Here is a 14319-nt window from a genome sequence, read left to right on the forward strand (position 1 = left end):
CCGTCCAATTATCTTAACGTCCACTGCATTTTCTTGTTCATACACCCTTTTACCCAAAGCCCCATTCATACGCTAATGATTTCATCATTCCGTTTATCCACGACACGAATGGCTTTTCCTTCTGAACGCGGAATGCTTTTTGGAATGTTAACAACAATATCCATCGTTACAAGACATGTGGATTTCATATGATGTTGAATCGTTTTCTTTAATTTCTCTACTTTTATATGTGCTAAGTCTTCTTCAATCTCTTTGTAGAAAACGCTTTCAATCTCTATATGCAGTTCAACACTATCCATATTCCCCTTCTTAACGAGGTGAATCTGGTAATGAGGAACAATTCCCTCCATTTGGAATAACACACGCTCAATTTCAGATGGAAATACATTCACTCCCCTGACTATGATCATATCATCCGTTCTGCCTTTAACACGGGACATTCTTGTTGTGGTGCGTCCGCATTTACATGGTTCATGGGTAATCGAGGCAATATCGCCTGTACGATAACGAATGATTGGAAGCGCTTCCTTTGTAAGGCTTGTAAAGACAAGTTCCCCATCCTCGCCGTCCTCAACCGGTTCAAGTGTATCCGGATTAATGACTTCAACAAGGAAATGGTCTTCTGCGATATGCAGTCCATCCTGTGCTTCATGGCATTCTATTGCAACTCCCGGCCCCATGATTTCACTTAATCCATAAATATCGACTGCTTTCAAATTCAGTTTCTTCTCTAGGGTAACCCTCATTTCCTCTGACCACGGCTCAGCTCCGAAAATCCCATACTCAAGCCCATTATTGGCTGGGTCAAGCCCCATCTCTTCCATCTTTTCTGCAATATTCAATATATAAGAAGGGGTTCCACAAATCCCACGCGGTTTAAAATCATTGATGATCGTAATCTGGCGATCGGTATTCCCCCCTGAAATAGGAACAGTGGCAACCCCTAACTTTTCTGCACCGCAATGAAGGCCCAGTCCACCTGTAAACAGACCATATCCGTATGCGTTATGGAATATATCTGACTTGCGTCCTCCTGCAGCCACGATTCCACGTGCAACGATCGTTGCCCAGTTTTCCAAATCATTTTTCGTATACCCGACAATGGTAGGCTTCCCGCTTGTTCCGGATGAACCATGAATGCGTGTTACGTCTTCCATTGGAACGGCAAATAAACCGAACGGATACTGGTCACGAAGAGTCTGTTTTTTTGTAAATGGAAGCTTTGACACATCGCTTAAAGTTTGAATATCCTCTGGATCAATGCCCATTTCTTCAAACTTTTCTCTGTAATAAGGTACATTTTCGTATACATGGCTAATCGTTTTTTTTAGTCGTGCCGTTTGAAGACTTTCCATTTCAGCGCGGCTTGCCGTTTCAACTTCAGGATTGTACATTGTTTCAGCCCCCTCAATTTAGCTAGTGTTCCATCCGACTTCTCATTCATAACGATATTAAAACGGAATTTAATTTTATTGTTATGCTTCATTTTAAGATTAATACGTCATTTTAACGATGTCAATCATGTTTTGTATAATTTAACAAAACTTTTTTAATTTACATAATTTTCTGACTATGTTAATTTTAACAATGATATATCATATTTTTCAGTACTCGTTTTAAAAACGTACTACAATTAAAAGGGGGCTTATTATGGAATCACCGGTTAAAATGGGTCATTCAGCAGAAAATCATGACAACGAAACTAAGTATCGTCAATTAATTGAAACAGATGAATTCAAGGATTTACTTCAAAAGAAAAAAGCTTTCATCGTACCTGTTACTCTATTCTTTCTTGCTTTTTATTTTATTCTGCCAATTTTAGCTGCTTATACGGATGTATTGAAAGGTGAAGCTTTTTTCAATATAACTTGGGCATGGGTATACGCACTACTCCAATTTGCTGTCGTATGGATCGGGGGAATTGTTTATATAAAAAAATCGGCGAAATATGACACAATGGCTAAAAACATTTTGAATAAATATCAGGAGGAGCTTGGCAAATGAGCATGTTATCCCTTACGCTTTTTTTAGGAATCATTTTGTTAACGCTTACAATAACCTATTATTCTTCAAAGAAAACGAAAAATGCCAGTGATTTTTATACTGCCGGCGGCGGATTGACTGCATGGCAAAATGGATTGGCCGTGGCCGGTGACTTTATGTCAGCCGCTTCTTTCCTAGGGATTACTGGTGCGATTGCGCTGATTGGTTTTGACGGCTTTTATATGAGCATCGGGAACCTTGTAGCATTCCTTGTCTTATTGTATCTTGTTTCGGAACCACTTCGTAACTTAGGTAAATATACGTTGGCAGACATGATTTCAGCACGTTTCAAATCAAAAAAAGTGCGCGGGATAGCTGCCGCAAACACACTGGTCATTTCAATTTTCTATATGATTGCACAGCTTGTTGGCGCAGGAGGATTAATTAAACTATTGCTCGGCATCGATTACTGGCTATCCGTCCTTCTTGTTGGTGTATTGATGACGATTTATGTTATTTTCGGTGGAATGAGAGCGACAAGCTGGGTGCAGATCACCAAAGCTGTTCTTTTACTTTGCGGTTCAGCTGTTTTGACGTTCATTGTATTTTCCCGTTTTAATTTTAACATTTCAGAGATGTTCCATCATGTTCAAACCGCAACACCTCTTGGTAATGATTTTTTGAATCCTGGCAATAAATACACCGATGGACTTGACATGATTTCATTTAATATGTCGCTTGTCCTTGGAGCAGCAGGCCTTCCACATTTACTCGTTCGCTTCTTTACAGTGAAGGACGCAGCTACTGCCAGGAAATCCGTGGTATATTCCACTTGGTTTATTGGAATATTTTTCATTATGACGATTTTCCTTGGTTTCGGGGCTGCTGCTTTCGTCGGTTTTGATAGAATTGTTGAAGCAAACTCGGCCGGGAACATGGCCGCTCCACTTCTTGCATTAACAGTGGGCGGGGAGTTCTTATTCGCCTTCGTTTCTGCTGTGGCATTTGCGACGATTTTAGCGGTTGTATCCGGTCTTGTTTTAACGTCGGCATCCGCTTTTGCACATGACATATATGGCGAAATCATCAAAGACGGAAACATTACGGAAAAACAACAAATTCTTGTTGCCCGTCTGGCCTCAATAAGCGTAGCGGTCATTTCGATTTTACTCGCTTTATTTGCACAATCGTTGAATGTCGCTTTCCTTTCTGTTCTTGCACTAGGAATAGCTGCCAGTGCCAATTTACCGATCATCCTATGTACAATATATTGGAAACGATTCAACTCAACCGGAGCAATCACCGGAATGCTATTCGGGTTAATCAGCTCCCTTATACTGGTCATGCTCAGTCCTAATGTATGGAATCCTGAGCCTGGAATGGGTATTTTCACAGGAGATCCCCTCTTCACGATGAGCAACCCGACTATTTTCACCGTGCCTCTTGGCTTTATCGGAGCCTATTTAGGCACAGTCTTGTCAAAGCCAAAAGATGAGGAGAACAAGTTTTCGGAAGTACTCTTCAAATCTAACACAGGATATGGAATAAGTTCTGCAAAAGACCATTAAAGGAAGGAAGGTTTCAAATGACCATTCAATTAGATCAGGATATTCACGAATTGCATTACGATAAAATCAAGCAAGTGCTGGTTGACGAACCATATGCCTCTTTTCTCGGGATGAAGTTGACGAAACTCGGTCCCGGTACAGCGGAAGCTGAATTGATTCCTAGTGACCACATGCTCAATGCTCACGGAACGGTTCATGGTGCGATTATCTTCTCACTTGCTGATTATGTGTTTGCAGCTGCCAGCAATTCATATGGGAAAATAGCAGTCGGTGTTTCAAACAACATTAACTTCATATCAGCTGGAAAGCGTGGTGAGACTTTAACTGCAAGGGCAAATGAGATAAAGAAAAACCATAAACTTGCTTGGTATAAAATAGAAGTTGTAAATGATAAGGAACTGATCGCAACGATGGAAGCGATGGTTTTCAGGAAAAATCAATATTTCGTTGACCACGTTGAATAAGTAATCCGTGAGCCGGACAAGGCCATTGACTTGTCCGGTTCTTTTTCATTTGATTGAAAAGACCATAGTTAGGAGCCGTCGAGCAGAAAAAGGGGGGGATTCCCGATTTGGAATCCCCCCTTTTTGATACTTCATCACTATCGAATCCTAAAGTGAAATCGTTCTTCCTAGTTATTGACCGCTATACAGGAGTCAATCACTTTCAACCACTCCCCCTGCACTCCTTCACTTATTGTATCAACCTGATAAACCATTTTTCCTCTATTAAAAGTAGCGGTGATTTGACAAGGAAAGGTATGGCCCATATATATGCTTTGCTTATGTTTCGCGAAAAAATTCGAATCCAAAACTTCATGCACCCCATTCAAGGAAACAATCGCAAGGTCTGCATCCATTCCATTCTTAATTTGCCCTTTTCTAGAAGAGAGGCCAAATCGTTCAGCAGGGGCTGATGCAGTCCACTCTGCGACTTTATGAAGCGGGATATCATGCAGTACAGCCAATTCTATCATCGACATCAATGAAAATTGCCCCCCGCTTATTCCGCCCCATGCTTCAAAAAGATTATTTGTAGCAGAGTCTTTTAGTTCATAAGGACATGGTGAGTGGTCGGAAGAAATCATATCGAATTTCCCTTCCATTAAACAGGTAATCAATCTCTCCTGTTCTTCACGTTCCCTTAGTGGAGGAGCACATTTTGCAACTGCGCCTTTTTCGAATAAATCTCCGTGATTGAATAATAAATAGTGTGGACACGTTTCAACGGTCACATCCAGACCCCGTCGTTTGGCTGATTCTATTTTTTCAATGGCCAAGCCACTGCTAATATGGACAAAGTGCAGTGGACAGCCTGTTAACTCTGCATATGTAATGGCACGTTCAACAGCCTCCGCTTCTGCTAGCACAGGTCTTGTTGCTGCATAATCATCTGCACTGAATAGACCATCCTTCTCTTTTTCCTGCTTCAACCATTGAGTGATCGGATCACTTTCCGCATGAAGGGCCAATACCTTGCCCAACTCTGCGATTCGCTTCATTCCATGCAACAGGGTGAAGTCATCCGCCCGTTCAAACTCTTCATTTCCCGTAGCTGAGAGAAAGGCTTTAAAACCGATGACTCCAGAATTGGCCAACGCCTCTAAATCATCGATATTTCCCGGGACCAACCCTCCCCATAATCCAAAATCTATTACTGACTTCCTTTCACCTATCTCGGCTTTTTCAAGGAGTGCCTTTCGATCGATCGTTGAAGGGATGCCATTCAACGGCATATCGAAATATGTGGTGCAACCGCCCGCTGCCATCATATGGGATCCCGTTTCAAAGCCTTCCCAATGAGCGCGGCCAGGTTCACTAAAATGTACATGGACATCAATCATACCCGGAAAGATATGCAGTCCACTCGCTTCGTACTCCTCTTTCGCTTTACCATCCAGACGATCCCCTATCTTAACAATCACCCCATCTCGGATTGCCAGATCAGACTTCTTCACTTCATCTGGAAAAACTACATACCCATCGCGGATAATAAGATCATATATCGCCATACAGACCACTCCTCCAAAATAGTTTTATTAAATCAAAGAGAACCCCTGGATGCAACCACGTTCCCTGTCTTCCCCACATAAACATCAAGCGCAGCCTGCAAAGCTTCTCCCCGATTCACATTGAAGCCCTGGCGCAAAAGGACGGCTTCCAAGGAGCCCAACACAAAGAGGATGTTTTCTTTCCTACAACTGAATCCCATGGTGCCTATTCTCCATATTTCCCCATGAAGCGGACCGAACGAGGAGGCGATCTCGATACCGAATTCATTTAACAGCATCGCTCTTACAGCTTCCCCATCGATTCCTTCTGGAATTTCGATGCAAGTTACACATGGCAGTTTATTTTGCCCATCCCCGAATAACGTCAGTCCCATCGCCTTGACCCCTTCCACGAGTGCTGCTTCGTGGAGTTCGTGACGGGCAAAGCGCGCTTCCAGACCTTCTTCAAGTACAAGGCGCAATCCTTCACGCAACGCATATATCATTGAAGTAGCTTCGGTATGGTGATTCAAACGTCGCGGTCCCCAATAATCCTGCAGCATCCCTAAATCGAAATAATTGCTTGTAATGGGAAGGCGGCCTGATAATTTTTGGTTGTCTTCATCGGTAGCAATACCACGCTCCACCTTTTTGCGGGCCTGGATGATTTCTTCTATCCGATCATTATATGTAATCGGTGCCATGCCCGAAGGAACGGACAAGCATTTTTGCGTCCCGCCTATCAATCCATCAATACACCATTCATCCACCTTTACATCCGTTCCCCCGATTGACGCTACCGCATCCACCACAAGCAAGACACCCAATTCACGGCAAGCCAACCCGATTTCCTTCAATGGCTGCATACAACCAGTGGAAGTTTCCCCATGTACGATTGCTGTTATTTTAGGTGAGACTTTCTTTATTTCCGCAATGACAGCTTGCGGATCGAACACTTCTCCCCAAGGACATTCGATCGTATGAACTTCCGCTCCGTATCGCTCACAAATCTCCACCAATAAATGACCGAATCTTCCGAAGATAGGGACCAGGACTTTATCGCCAGGTTCAATGATGCTGCATAGAATCGCTTCATTCCCGGACCTTGATGTGCCATCTATCGGGAATGCCCACTTATTTTTCGTTTGAAAAACCAAACGCAACATTTCCATCACTTCATTCATGATGGTCGTGAATGAAGGATCGAATTGCCCTAATATCGGTGTGCTCATGGCCCTTAAAACACGCGGGTCCACTTCCACTGGACCTGGCGTCATGATTGTTCTCACCGGTGTATTCAACTCTGAATATGCCATTTTACCCAACTCCTTCTAATAGGCTAATTTATATAGTACTTCGCTTAAAACATCGATTCCCCTTTCCAAATCCGGAACACTCGTAAACTCCTTGGGCGAGTGGCTTATTCCGCCCTGACTTGGAACGAACAGCAGACACGTCGGGCAAAACGACCCAAACACCTGTGCATCATGCCCGGCTCCGCTGACCATGTCCTGATATGGTGTATTTTTATCTTCCGCAATCTTTCGGACAAGGCGATTCATTTCCATATCCAGTGCAACAGGTTTGACATCCATCCATTGTAAAATCTCCATCTGCATTTCCGCTTCTTTCGCCAAGGAATCAAAAGTCGAAAAGATTTCCTGACAAAACTTATCAAGAATCAATTCTTCGTGATGCCTGATATCCAGACTGAACTCCACTTCACCAGCAATGACATTCGGAACATTAGGTTTAACATCCATCCTGCCTACCGTCGCAACTAAATCCCGATCCATCCTCTTCGCTCTTTTCGTTAAAAAGGAAATGCATTCCGAAGCTGCACTGACTGCATCCTTCCGGTATGACATGGGAGTAGTGCCCGCATGATCGCTTTCACCAACGATTTTTACCGTAAAACGTCGCTGCCCGACAATATGGCTGACGACACCAATTGTATTCTGGTTCTTTTCAAGAATCGCCCCCTGTTCTATATGAATTTCGACGAACCGGTCGATATCATCACGGACAGGCGTTATATATGCTTCAGGTTCAAATCCCGATTTTTTCATGGCTTCCAAAAAGGAAATTCCCTCTGTATCTTTTAGATTCCTTACATGATCAAGATCATAGATACCTTGGATATTCCTCGACCCCCAGAACGTTAATGGAAATCTGCTCCCTTCTTCTTCACAAAAGGAAACGACTTCAATTGTCTTCCTTGGAAGGCCATAGGTTTTATACAACCTCTTGACCGCAAGGAAACTAGCAATGACCCCATATGCTCCATCATATTTCCCCCCATTCCTGACCGTATCGATATGAGAGCCGGTCAGGATGGTTCCGCCGGCGGAGCCCGTTCCCTCGAGCCTGCCAAACAAGTTACCTACACTATCAAAATATGTATCCAGATTTTCCTTTTCCATCTCGGCTTTCATTGCCTGTTGAGCCCTCAACCATTCCTCGGAATATAATAAACGAGTTACCCCACTGCTCTCCGTAGCTCCGAAAGATGCTAACCATTCGATCATCGAAGCTACATCATCTTTTTCATTGAACTTTTCGATTTGAATGCTCATCACATCGCTTCCCTTCTCACTATCCATTCATGTTATGAATATTCACAAATATATGTTATCTATTATTTTACTTGCTTTCGCATTTAACTTCATTGACATTTTTGTGAGTATTTTGGTATTTTTTTGTGCAAAATAACCAATGGAAACACGCTTGTAAATGAAGAGGGTGTCCATGTTAAATGGGCACCCTCTTCTTTTCAACTTGTATAATTCGAACCTAAGCCCAATTCCCTTAAAAGCTGACGATAAGCGATCGATGTTTTATCTGCCGCGATATGCGCTTCCGCTTGTAGATCGAGAGGCAGCTCTTCCGGCTTTTGGTTTTCCACCATCTCCTTATCTTCATTGAAGATCTGTAAATTGAATTCGTACGTATCTTCAATCGGGGCATCTAAATCAAAGTTACGGGCCATCGGCGAAAACATTCTTGTCTTACGTGCCGAAACCGGGCTGGCACAATTCAGTATATGAAGTTTACCGTCCTCAGGGAAATGTACAGTCAGCCTCGCAGCCAGCGGTGGATAGATATCAAACACACGCAGCCATTCAAAGTTATCAGGCTCTAAATGCTGCATGCTTTTTCCGTAATTACTGACAGAACTTAAGTATTCCACATGTAGGCCATACTTCGTTTTTTCCACCTTATAACTCGGAACGATTGGATTGTTACGATCGGCAAAGCTTTCCGAATGCACCCAAGCAAAGTGGGACACATCCAAAAAACCTTCCATTTGCCGACCGGCTGAACCAGCAATGTCAATGGAGGGCGGCAGGATGTTCAAATATTCATCATCCTCCCAGGCCGGTAACTTCGGAATATTCTCTTTATCGCTCGCAATCGATGTCCAAACCAAACCGTAGCGCTCCACCGCAGGATAAATATTAATACAAAGACGAGGGGATATTTTAGCATTGGGATGCGCAGGTATCCCGGTGCAGTTGCCTTCCGGGCCATACCTAAAACCGTGGTAAGGGCAGACGATATTATCACCTTCCACCCACCCCATACTTAATGGAACACCACGATGCAGACAAAGGTCCCTTGCAACGATAATCTTCCCATTGGTCCGATAAAGGACTAGGTGCACATCGAGAAGTTTAATGCCCATCGGCTTTGCCGACACTTCCTCGATTGCAGCCACCGGAAACCAATATTGCGTTAAGACATCCCAGTCCCCTTTGCTGAATGTGCATTCTTTCGGAAACGGCGTTACTCTTTTTTTCTTATTTGAAGCAACTGTACTTTCACTCATATTAGCGGCCTCCCTTATTCTCACGTTATTTTTTTATAAATATTAACAAAGTTAGAATAAAATGTCATCTACAATGTGATAAAACCTCACATTAAATTCATCTTTGTATACCTTAACAATCCAAACAACGAAATTCGTAAGATATGCCAAAGGGTTAGTATGATATGATAGTAAAAATCCGCAATACCACGTGAGCAAACGCAAGGATTCAGATATACAGTTACAAGCACTCATTTAAACCCGATTCAATTCCCTGGATTCCTATAAAGCTTCACTTAAATCACAAGCAATAACCCAATTTTTCCAGAACGAGGTGTTTCAGATGAAGGTAACAGAACTTTTAACATTGCCCACATTAACCGGCACGAAATTGATCGCCGGAGAAACAGGGATCGACCGCGAAGTCCTCACTGTTAATATGATGGATGCTCCAGATATCATTCACTTTTTAAAACCAGATGAATTCCTTGTAACCACAGCTTATCACCTAAAGGACAAGCCACACCTTTTATCATCACTTGTAGAAGCGATGGCAACCCATGGCTGTGCAGCACTCGGGATAAAGACAAGCAGATTCTTAAAAGAAATTCCAGAAGATGCACTGGCACTTGCCGATGAACTATCCTTCCCGATCATTGACCTTCCGTCAGAATTATCACTCGGGGAAATCATCAACCATACATTACGGGGGATTTTGGACCAACGGGCAGCAGAATTGACTTTCGCCATGGAAACCCATAAACAATTCACTAACTTAATCATGCGGGGTAAAGGGATTCAAAAACTTCTTGATCATTTATCAGAAATGATTGGATACCCCATCCTATTAGTTGACCAGTACCTTAAACCGATCTTCCATCCGTTCTCAACACCTGAAGTTATTGCAATAATCAAAAAAATGAGCGGTGAAGGATTCCGATTTCATAAAACCAAAGCTTCATTCTTTTCTTTTTCATCTCTTTCCAATCAACAAACCTATACCGTTTTCCCCATCTATATGAATGAAGAAAAGTTTGGCTATTTGACGATCTCAGGAGAAATCAAGACTAGCGATAACCTCATTACACTAACGATCGAGCAAGCCACAAACGTCATCTCTTTTGCCTTGATGAAAGAACATGCCCTTAAACAGCATGATCGAAATATCCGAAATGATTTCTTCCTTCATTTTCTGGATGGCAGTTTCTCCTCACAAGAGGAAATCATAAACCGTGCAAAAGAGTTTTCCTTACATAATGACCAAGCGTATATTTGCGCAGTCGGAAAGATCGATGAATCCGAATCAGCCAAAAGTTACACACAGCTACATCGAAGGGCAGACTCCATTTACGAATTTTTGGAAGACGAACTTTGTACATCACCCAATCCCATTCATCTCTTTACAAAAGGAAAGAAATGCATCCTTTTATACGAAGTGAACGAAGTCGAAACCCATGTTCTCCAATATGTCGAAACCTCCCTAAAATCATTGCAAAAGATAACATCCAGCCAGTTCGACTGCACGATTTCTTTCGGAGTGAGCCATATGTGCCAGAGTTTTTTACAAACCAAGAACTCCTACAAAGAAGCGAACGACTCCCTTCACGAAGGAGGTCTTTCAAAAAGGACAGGATACATCCAAACATTCCGGACAAAGGATATCATGGAATTGTTGAGAGTCATCCCAGAAGAAGACTTAAAGAATTTTTACCTTTTCGCCCTACAAGGCTTTACAAAGATTTTCACAGAGGAGGAACAATCCTTATTACAAACATTATCCGTCTATCTCGAAACACATTGCCAAATTTCCGAAACAGCCAAAAGATTATTCGTTCACCGGAACACCGTTGTGTACAGACTCGAGAAATGCGAAGAGCTGCTCGGCAAGAGCTTAAAAGATTCAGAGACCACACTCCAGATACGAATTGCCCTTCGCATTAAATCTTTGCTTAAAATATAAAACACCAGCCTCCCCTCCCTCACTTTATGCAAGTTGTCTATATTACCATCCAAAAATTGTCTATTTTAACTAATGACAATTTTCAGTTTTTTTATTATGATGATAACTATCATAACAAATTGACGTAATATAACATGACAACCATTTAGAGAAGGGAGTTTTTTTTATGAACGAAAGAATTAACACGTCCAAGACCTTCTCATTAGGTCTTCAACATGTCCTAGCTATGTATGCTGGTGCCATCTTGGTACCAATCATCGTCGGTGGAGCATTGGGGTTTACTTCGCAACAGCTCGCTTACCTTATTGCCATTGACCTTTTAACCTGCGGAATCGCTACATTATTGCAAGCTTGGAAAAACAAATACTTCGGAATAGGACTCCCAATCGTGTTGGGAACTTCTTTCGTCGCAGTCACCCCAATGATATCCATCGGCAGCAATTATGGCATTTCCGCTATATATGGGTCAATTATCGCAGCCGGGTTCTTCATCATTATTTTCTCCAACATATTTGGTAAACTGCTTAAATTATTCCCACCGGTCGTGACCGGTACCGTCGTCATCATTATTGGATTATCCTTAGTACCCACCGGCATAAAGAACATGGCTGGCGGTTCTGGCAGCAAAGACTTTGGTTCAGCCGAAAACTTAATGCTATCCTTCGGTGTCCTCGCTGTCATCCTATTAATCAATCGCTACTTCACCGGATTCATACGCGCCATTTCCGTTCTGATCGGCATCATCTTAGGGACAATCGCCTCAACATTTTTTGGGAGCATGGACTTTTCCACCGTTGCCGAGGCCTCTTGGTTCCATATCCCTGCTCCTTTCTACTTTGGTACACCTACCTTTGAAATGGCCCCCATTCTTACGATGATGTTGGTTGGTACAGTCATTCTAATCGAATCCACTGGCGCATTCCTTGCTCTCGGAAAAATAACCGGTCGGGAATTGAGTGAGAAAGATATTATCAGAGGCTACCGGGCAGAAGGCCTGGCATTCACTTTAGGAGGGATTTTCAATGCTTTTCCTTATAGTACATTCGCTCAGAATGTAGGACTCGTACAATTATCCGGTGTCAAAAAAAGAACGATCACCATTGTAGCCGGCTTCATACTTATCGGGCTCGGCCTGGTACCGAAAATCGCTGCACTCGCTACACTTATTCCTACGGCAGTCCTCGGGGGCGCAACCGTAGTCATGTTCGGAATGGTCGTTTCATCTGGAATTAAAATGTTGAACGACGTCGATTTCTCGGATAACGCTAATTTATTGGTCATCGCTTGTTCAGTCTCACTAGGCCTGGGTGCCACCGTCGTCCCCGAGTTATTCTCAAGCTTGCCGGAAGCAATCCGTATCGTCGTCGGTGATGGGATCATCACAGGTAGCCTGACAGCCATCATCCTGAATTTGATCTTGACTCCCCGCAGGAAAAAGGATGCCGATAGTACCATACCTGATGCAGATCAGATTATGGCAAAAAGTATATAGGAAGGAGCCTGGAAGATGATTACTCTTACGACACTAAATGCACAAAGCGAAAAAAATTTCACGAAGTTCCTTGGGGATATTTTTGAACATTCAGCTTGGATTGCAGAAAAAGCTGCACCCTACAGGCCCTTTTCTTCAATTATTATCCTACATCAATGCATGGTGGACATTGTAAGTCATTCGTCAAAGGAAGAAAAGTTAACGTTAATCAGAACGCATCCGAGCCTTGGTGACAAAGTTGAAATGAGTGAAGATTCGATTAAGGAACAGCAAGGTGCCGGTTTAAAGGACCTAACTGCTGATGAATATGAAAATTTCGTCTCATTGAATAGGCAATATATGAATAAGTTCGGCTTTCCATTTATCTTAGCTGTACGCGGAAAGGATAAAAATGACATTTACCAATCGATGAAAACAAGGATTCACCACACTGAAACCGCCGAGTTCGAAAATGCCTTGTCTGAAATTTATCAAATAGCCTTATTTCGTTTAAAGGATAAAATCAAAACTGAAGGAGAGAATTTCATGAAAAATAAGTCTGCCGCCCAAACACTTAGTTACGGGAAAGGAAATGTTTTCGCCTATAGGACCTATTCAAATCCATTAACCGGAATCAAACAAATACCAGAATCTACTTTTTCAGGTAGAGATCATATCATTTTTGGCACCAACGTAAAAGTTTCCGTTGGCGGCTCTTCTTTTCTTCCCTCCTTCACTGATGGGGACAATTCCATGGTCGTAGCAACTGATTCGATGAAAAACTTCATCCAAAGACATCTAGCAACATTCAAGGGGGCAACATTAGAAGGATTTGCTTCATATGTTTCAGAAGCCTTCCTTAACAAATATCCCCAAATCGATACGGTTAAATTGATTGCCCAAGATATCCCTTTTGAAGCGGTGACGGAAGCAACGGACCCTCAATTGAAACCGAGTGACCTTGTATTCAAAAAGTCACGCAACGAACGGGCAAGGGCTTCAGTCGAAATCATCCGCGGGGAAAATGGCAATGAAATCGTTCACCAAAGCAGCTCCATCCTTGACCTCCAATTAATCAAAGTAAGCGGAAACTCATTTATAGGTTTTGTCCGCGATGAGTATACGACACTACCCGAAGACGGAAACCGGCCGCTTTTCATCTATTTGAATCTTCATTGGGTCTATGAGGATCAAAAGGATGCACTCGGCATGGATCCCTCTAAATACGTAGCTGCTGAACAGGTTATCGATATTGCCACATCCGTTTTTCATGAGATGGAGACCCCCTCCATCCAAAATTTGATTTATGAAATCGGCTGTCGTATTTTAACCAGATTTCCCCAGCTTCTTGAAGTGACATTCGAATCCCAAAACCACACATGGGATACCGTCGTCTCCGAAATCTCGGATTCAAAAGGCAAAGTATATACCGAGCCACGCCCGCCATATGGCTTTCAGGTCTTCACCGTTAAAAAAGAACATCTTGAAAACAACAAAATCCTTGCTGCGGCAAAAGAAAGCATTGGGTAAGTAGTGATT

General features: G+C 42.7%; 11 protein-coding genes. 6 read left to right on the top strand and 5 right to left on the bottom strand.

Annotated elements, in window-relative coordinates; all coding sequences use genetic code 11:
- Positions 1–65 precede the first annotated feature (65 nt).
- A complete protein-coding gene (gene paaK / locus ACQKMH_RS14905; RefSeq protein WP_427588267.1) occupies positions 66–1394 on the bottom strand; it encodes a phenylacetate--CoA ligase PaaK in 1329 nt (442 codons plus the stop codon).
- A gap of 256 nt (positions 1395–1650) precedes the next feature.
- Here paaK and ACQKMH_RS14910 point away from each other — a divergent pair, with 256 nt between their 5' ends.
- From ACQKMH_RS14910 to ACQKMH_RS14920, 3 genes are read left to right on the top strand one after another with little or no spacing between them, the layout of a single operon-like run.
- Positions 1651–2004: a DUF485 domain-containing protein gene (locus tag ACQKMH_RS14910; RefSeq protein WP_427588268.1), complete on the top strand. Its 354-nt coding sequence runs from the start codon at positions 1651–1653 to the stop codon at positions 2002–2004.
- A complete protein-coding gene (locus ACQKMH_RS14915; RefSeq protein ID WP_427588269.1) occupies positions 2001–3551 on the top strand; it encodes a solute symporter family protein in 1551 nt (516 codons plus the stop codon). The genes ACQKMH_RS14910 and ACQKMH_RS14915 overlap by 4 nt, the downstream gene beginning before the upstream one ends.
- A 17-nt stretch (positions 3552–3568) precedes the next feature.
- A complete protein-coding gene (locus ACQKMH_RS14920; protein ID WP_427588270.1) occupies positions 3569–4015 on the top strand; it encodes a PaaI family thioesterase in 447 nt (148 codons plus the stop codon).
- Between the two features lie 167 nt (positions 4016–4182).
- Here ACQKMH_RS14920 and ACQKMH_RS14925 read toward each other — a convergent pair whose 3' ends face one another.
- The 4 genes from ACQKMH_RS14925 to ACQKMH_RS14940 all read right to left on the bottom strand — a co-directional run bounded on the left by ACQKMH_RS14925 (position 4183) and on the right by ACQKMH_RS14940 (position 9370).
- Positions 4183–5562 carry an allantoinase gene (locus ACQKMH_RS14925; RefSeq protein ID WP_427588271.1) on the bottom strand — a complete coding sequence of 460 codons (1380 nt, stop codon included), beginning with the start codon at positions 5560–5562 and terminating at the stop codon, positions 4183–4185.
- Positions 5563–5594: 32 nt separating this feature from the next.
- Positions 5595–6857 carry a pyridoxal-phosphate-dependent aminotransferase family protein gene (locus ACQKMH_RS14930; RefSeq protein WP_427588272.1) on the bottom strand — a complete coding sequence of 421 codons (1263 nt, stop codon included), beginning with the start codon at positions 6855–6857 and terminating at the stop codon, positions 5595–5597.
- Positions 6858–6872: 15 nt separating this feature from the next.
- Positions 6873–8117 (bottom strand): allantoate deiminase, encoded by a 1245-nt coding sequence (allC, locus tag ACQKMH_RS14935; RefSeq protein ID WP_427588523.1) that lies wholly within the window; start codon positions 8115–8117, stop codon positions 6873–6875.
- 197 nt (positions 8118–8314) lie between these two features.
- Positions 8315–9370 (bottom strand): Rieske 2Fe-2S domain-containing protein, encoded by a 1056-nt coding sequence (locus ACQKMH_RS14940; RefSeq protein WP_427588273.1) that lies wholly within the window; start codon positions 9368–9370, stop codon positions 8315–8317.
- A 322-nt stretch (positions 9371–9692) separates the two neighbouring features.
- On the opposite strand from ACQKMH_RS14940, the gene ACQKMH_RS14945 reads away from it, so the two are divergent.
- The 3 genes from ACQKMH_RS14945 to pucL all read left to right on the top strand — a co-directional run bounded on the left by ACQKMH_RS14945 (position 9693) and on the right by pucL (position 14310).
- On the top strand, positions 9693–11309 hold the full coding sequence (locus ACQKMH_RS14945) for a PucR family transcriptional regulator (RefSeq protein WP_427588274.1): 1617 nt from the start codon (positions 9693–9695) through the stop codon (positions 11307–11309).
- 166 nt (positions 11310–11475) lie between these two features.
- Positions 11476–12801, top strand: a complete 1326-nt coding sequence (locus ACQKMH_RS14950; RefSeq protein ID WP_427588275.1) for a nucleobase:cation symporter-2 family protein — start codon at positions 11476–11478, stop codon at positions 12799–12801.
- 15 nt (positions 12802–12816) lie between these two features.
- Positions 12817–14310, top strand: a complete 1494-nt coding sequence (gene pucL / locus ACQKMH_RS14955; protein ID WP_427588276.1) for a factor-independent urate hydroxylase — start codon at positions 12817–12819, stop codon at positions 14308–14310.
- Positions 14311–14319: the final 9 nt, after the last annotated feature.

Source organism: Peribacillus sp. NPDC097895 (assembly GCF_050277555.1).
In the GTDB taxonomy this organism is placed as follows: domain Bacteria; phylum Bacillota; class Bacilli; order Bacillales; family DSM-1321; genus Peribacillus.

Excerpts from the sequence above, each read along its gene's own strand:
- ACQKMH_RS14915 (WP_427588269.1), top strand. The coding sequence starts at position 2,001 with ATGAGCATGTTATCCCTTACGCTTTTTTTAGGAATCATTTTGTTAACG.
- ACQKMH_RS14920 (WP_427588270.1), top strand. The coding sequence starts at position 3,569 with ATGACCATTCAATTAGATCAGGATATTCACGAATTGCATTACGATAAA.
- ACQKMH_RS14910 (WP_427588268.1), top strand. The coding sequence starts at position 1,651 with ATGGAATCACCGGTTAAAATGGGTCATTCAGCAGAAAATCATGACAAC.
- ACQKMH_RS14950 (WP_427588275.1), top strand. The coding sequence starts at position 11,476 with ATGAACGAAAGAATTAACACGTCCAAGACCTTCTCATTAGGTCTTCAA.
- pucL (WP_427588276.1), top strand. The coding sequence starts at position 12,817 with ATGATTACTCTTACGACACTAAATGCACAAAGCGAAAAAAATTTCACG.
- ACQKMH_RS14930 (WP_427588272.1), bottom strand. The coding sequence starts at position 6,857 with ATGGCATATTCAGAGTTGAATACACCGGTGAGAACAATCATGACGCCA.
- ACQKMH_RS14945 (WP_427588274.1), top strand. The coding sequence starts at position 9,693 with ATGAAGGTAACAGAACTTTTAACATTGCCCACATTAACCGGCACGAAA.
- paaK (WP_427588267.1), bottom strand. The coding sequence starts at position 1,394 with ATGTACAATCCTGAAGTTGAAACGGCAAGCCGCGCTGAAATGGAAAGT.
- ACQKMH_RS14940 (WP_427588273.1), bottom strand. The coding sequence starts at position 9,370 with ATGAGTGAAAGTACAGTTGCTTCAAATAAGAAAAAAAGAGTAACGCCG.
- ACQKMH_RS14925 (WP_427588271.1), bottom strand. The coding sequence starts at position 5,562 with ATGGCGATATATGATCTTATTATCCGCGATGGGTATGTAGTTTTTCCA.
- allC (WP_427588523.1), bottom strand. The coding sequence starts at position 8,117 with ATGAGCATTCAAATCGAAAAGTTCAATGAAAAAGATGATGTAGCTTCG.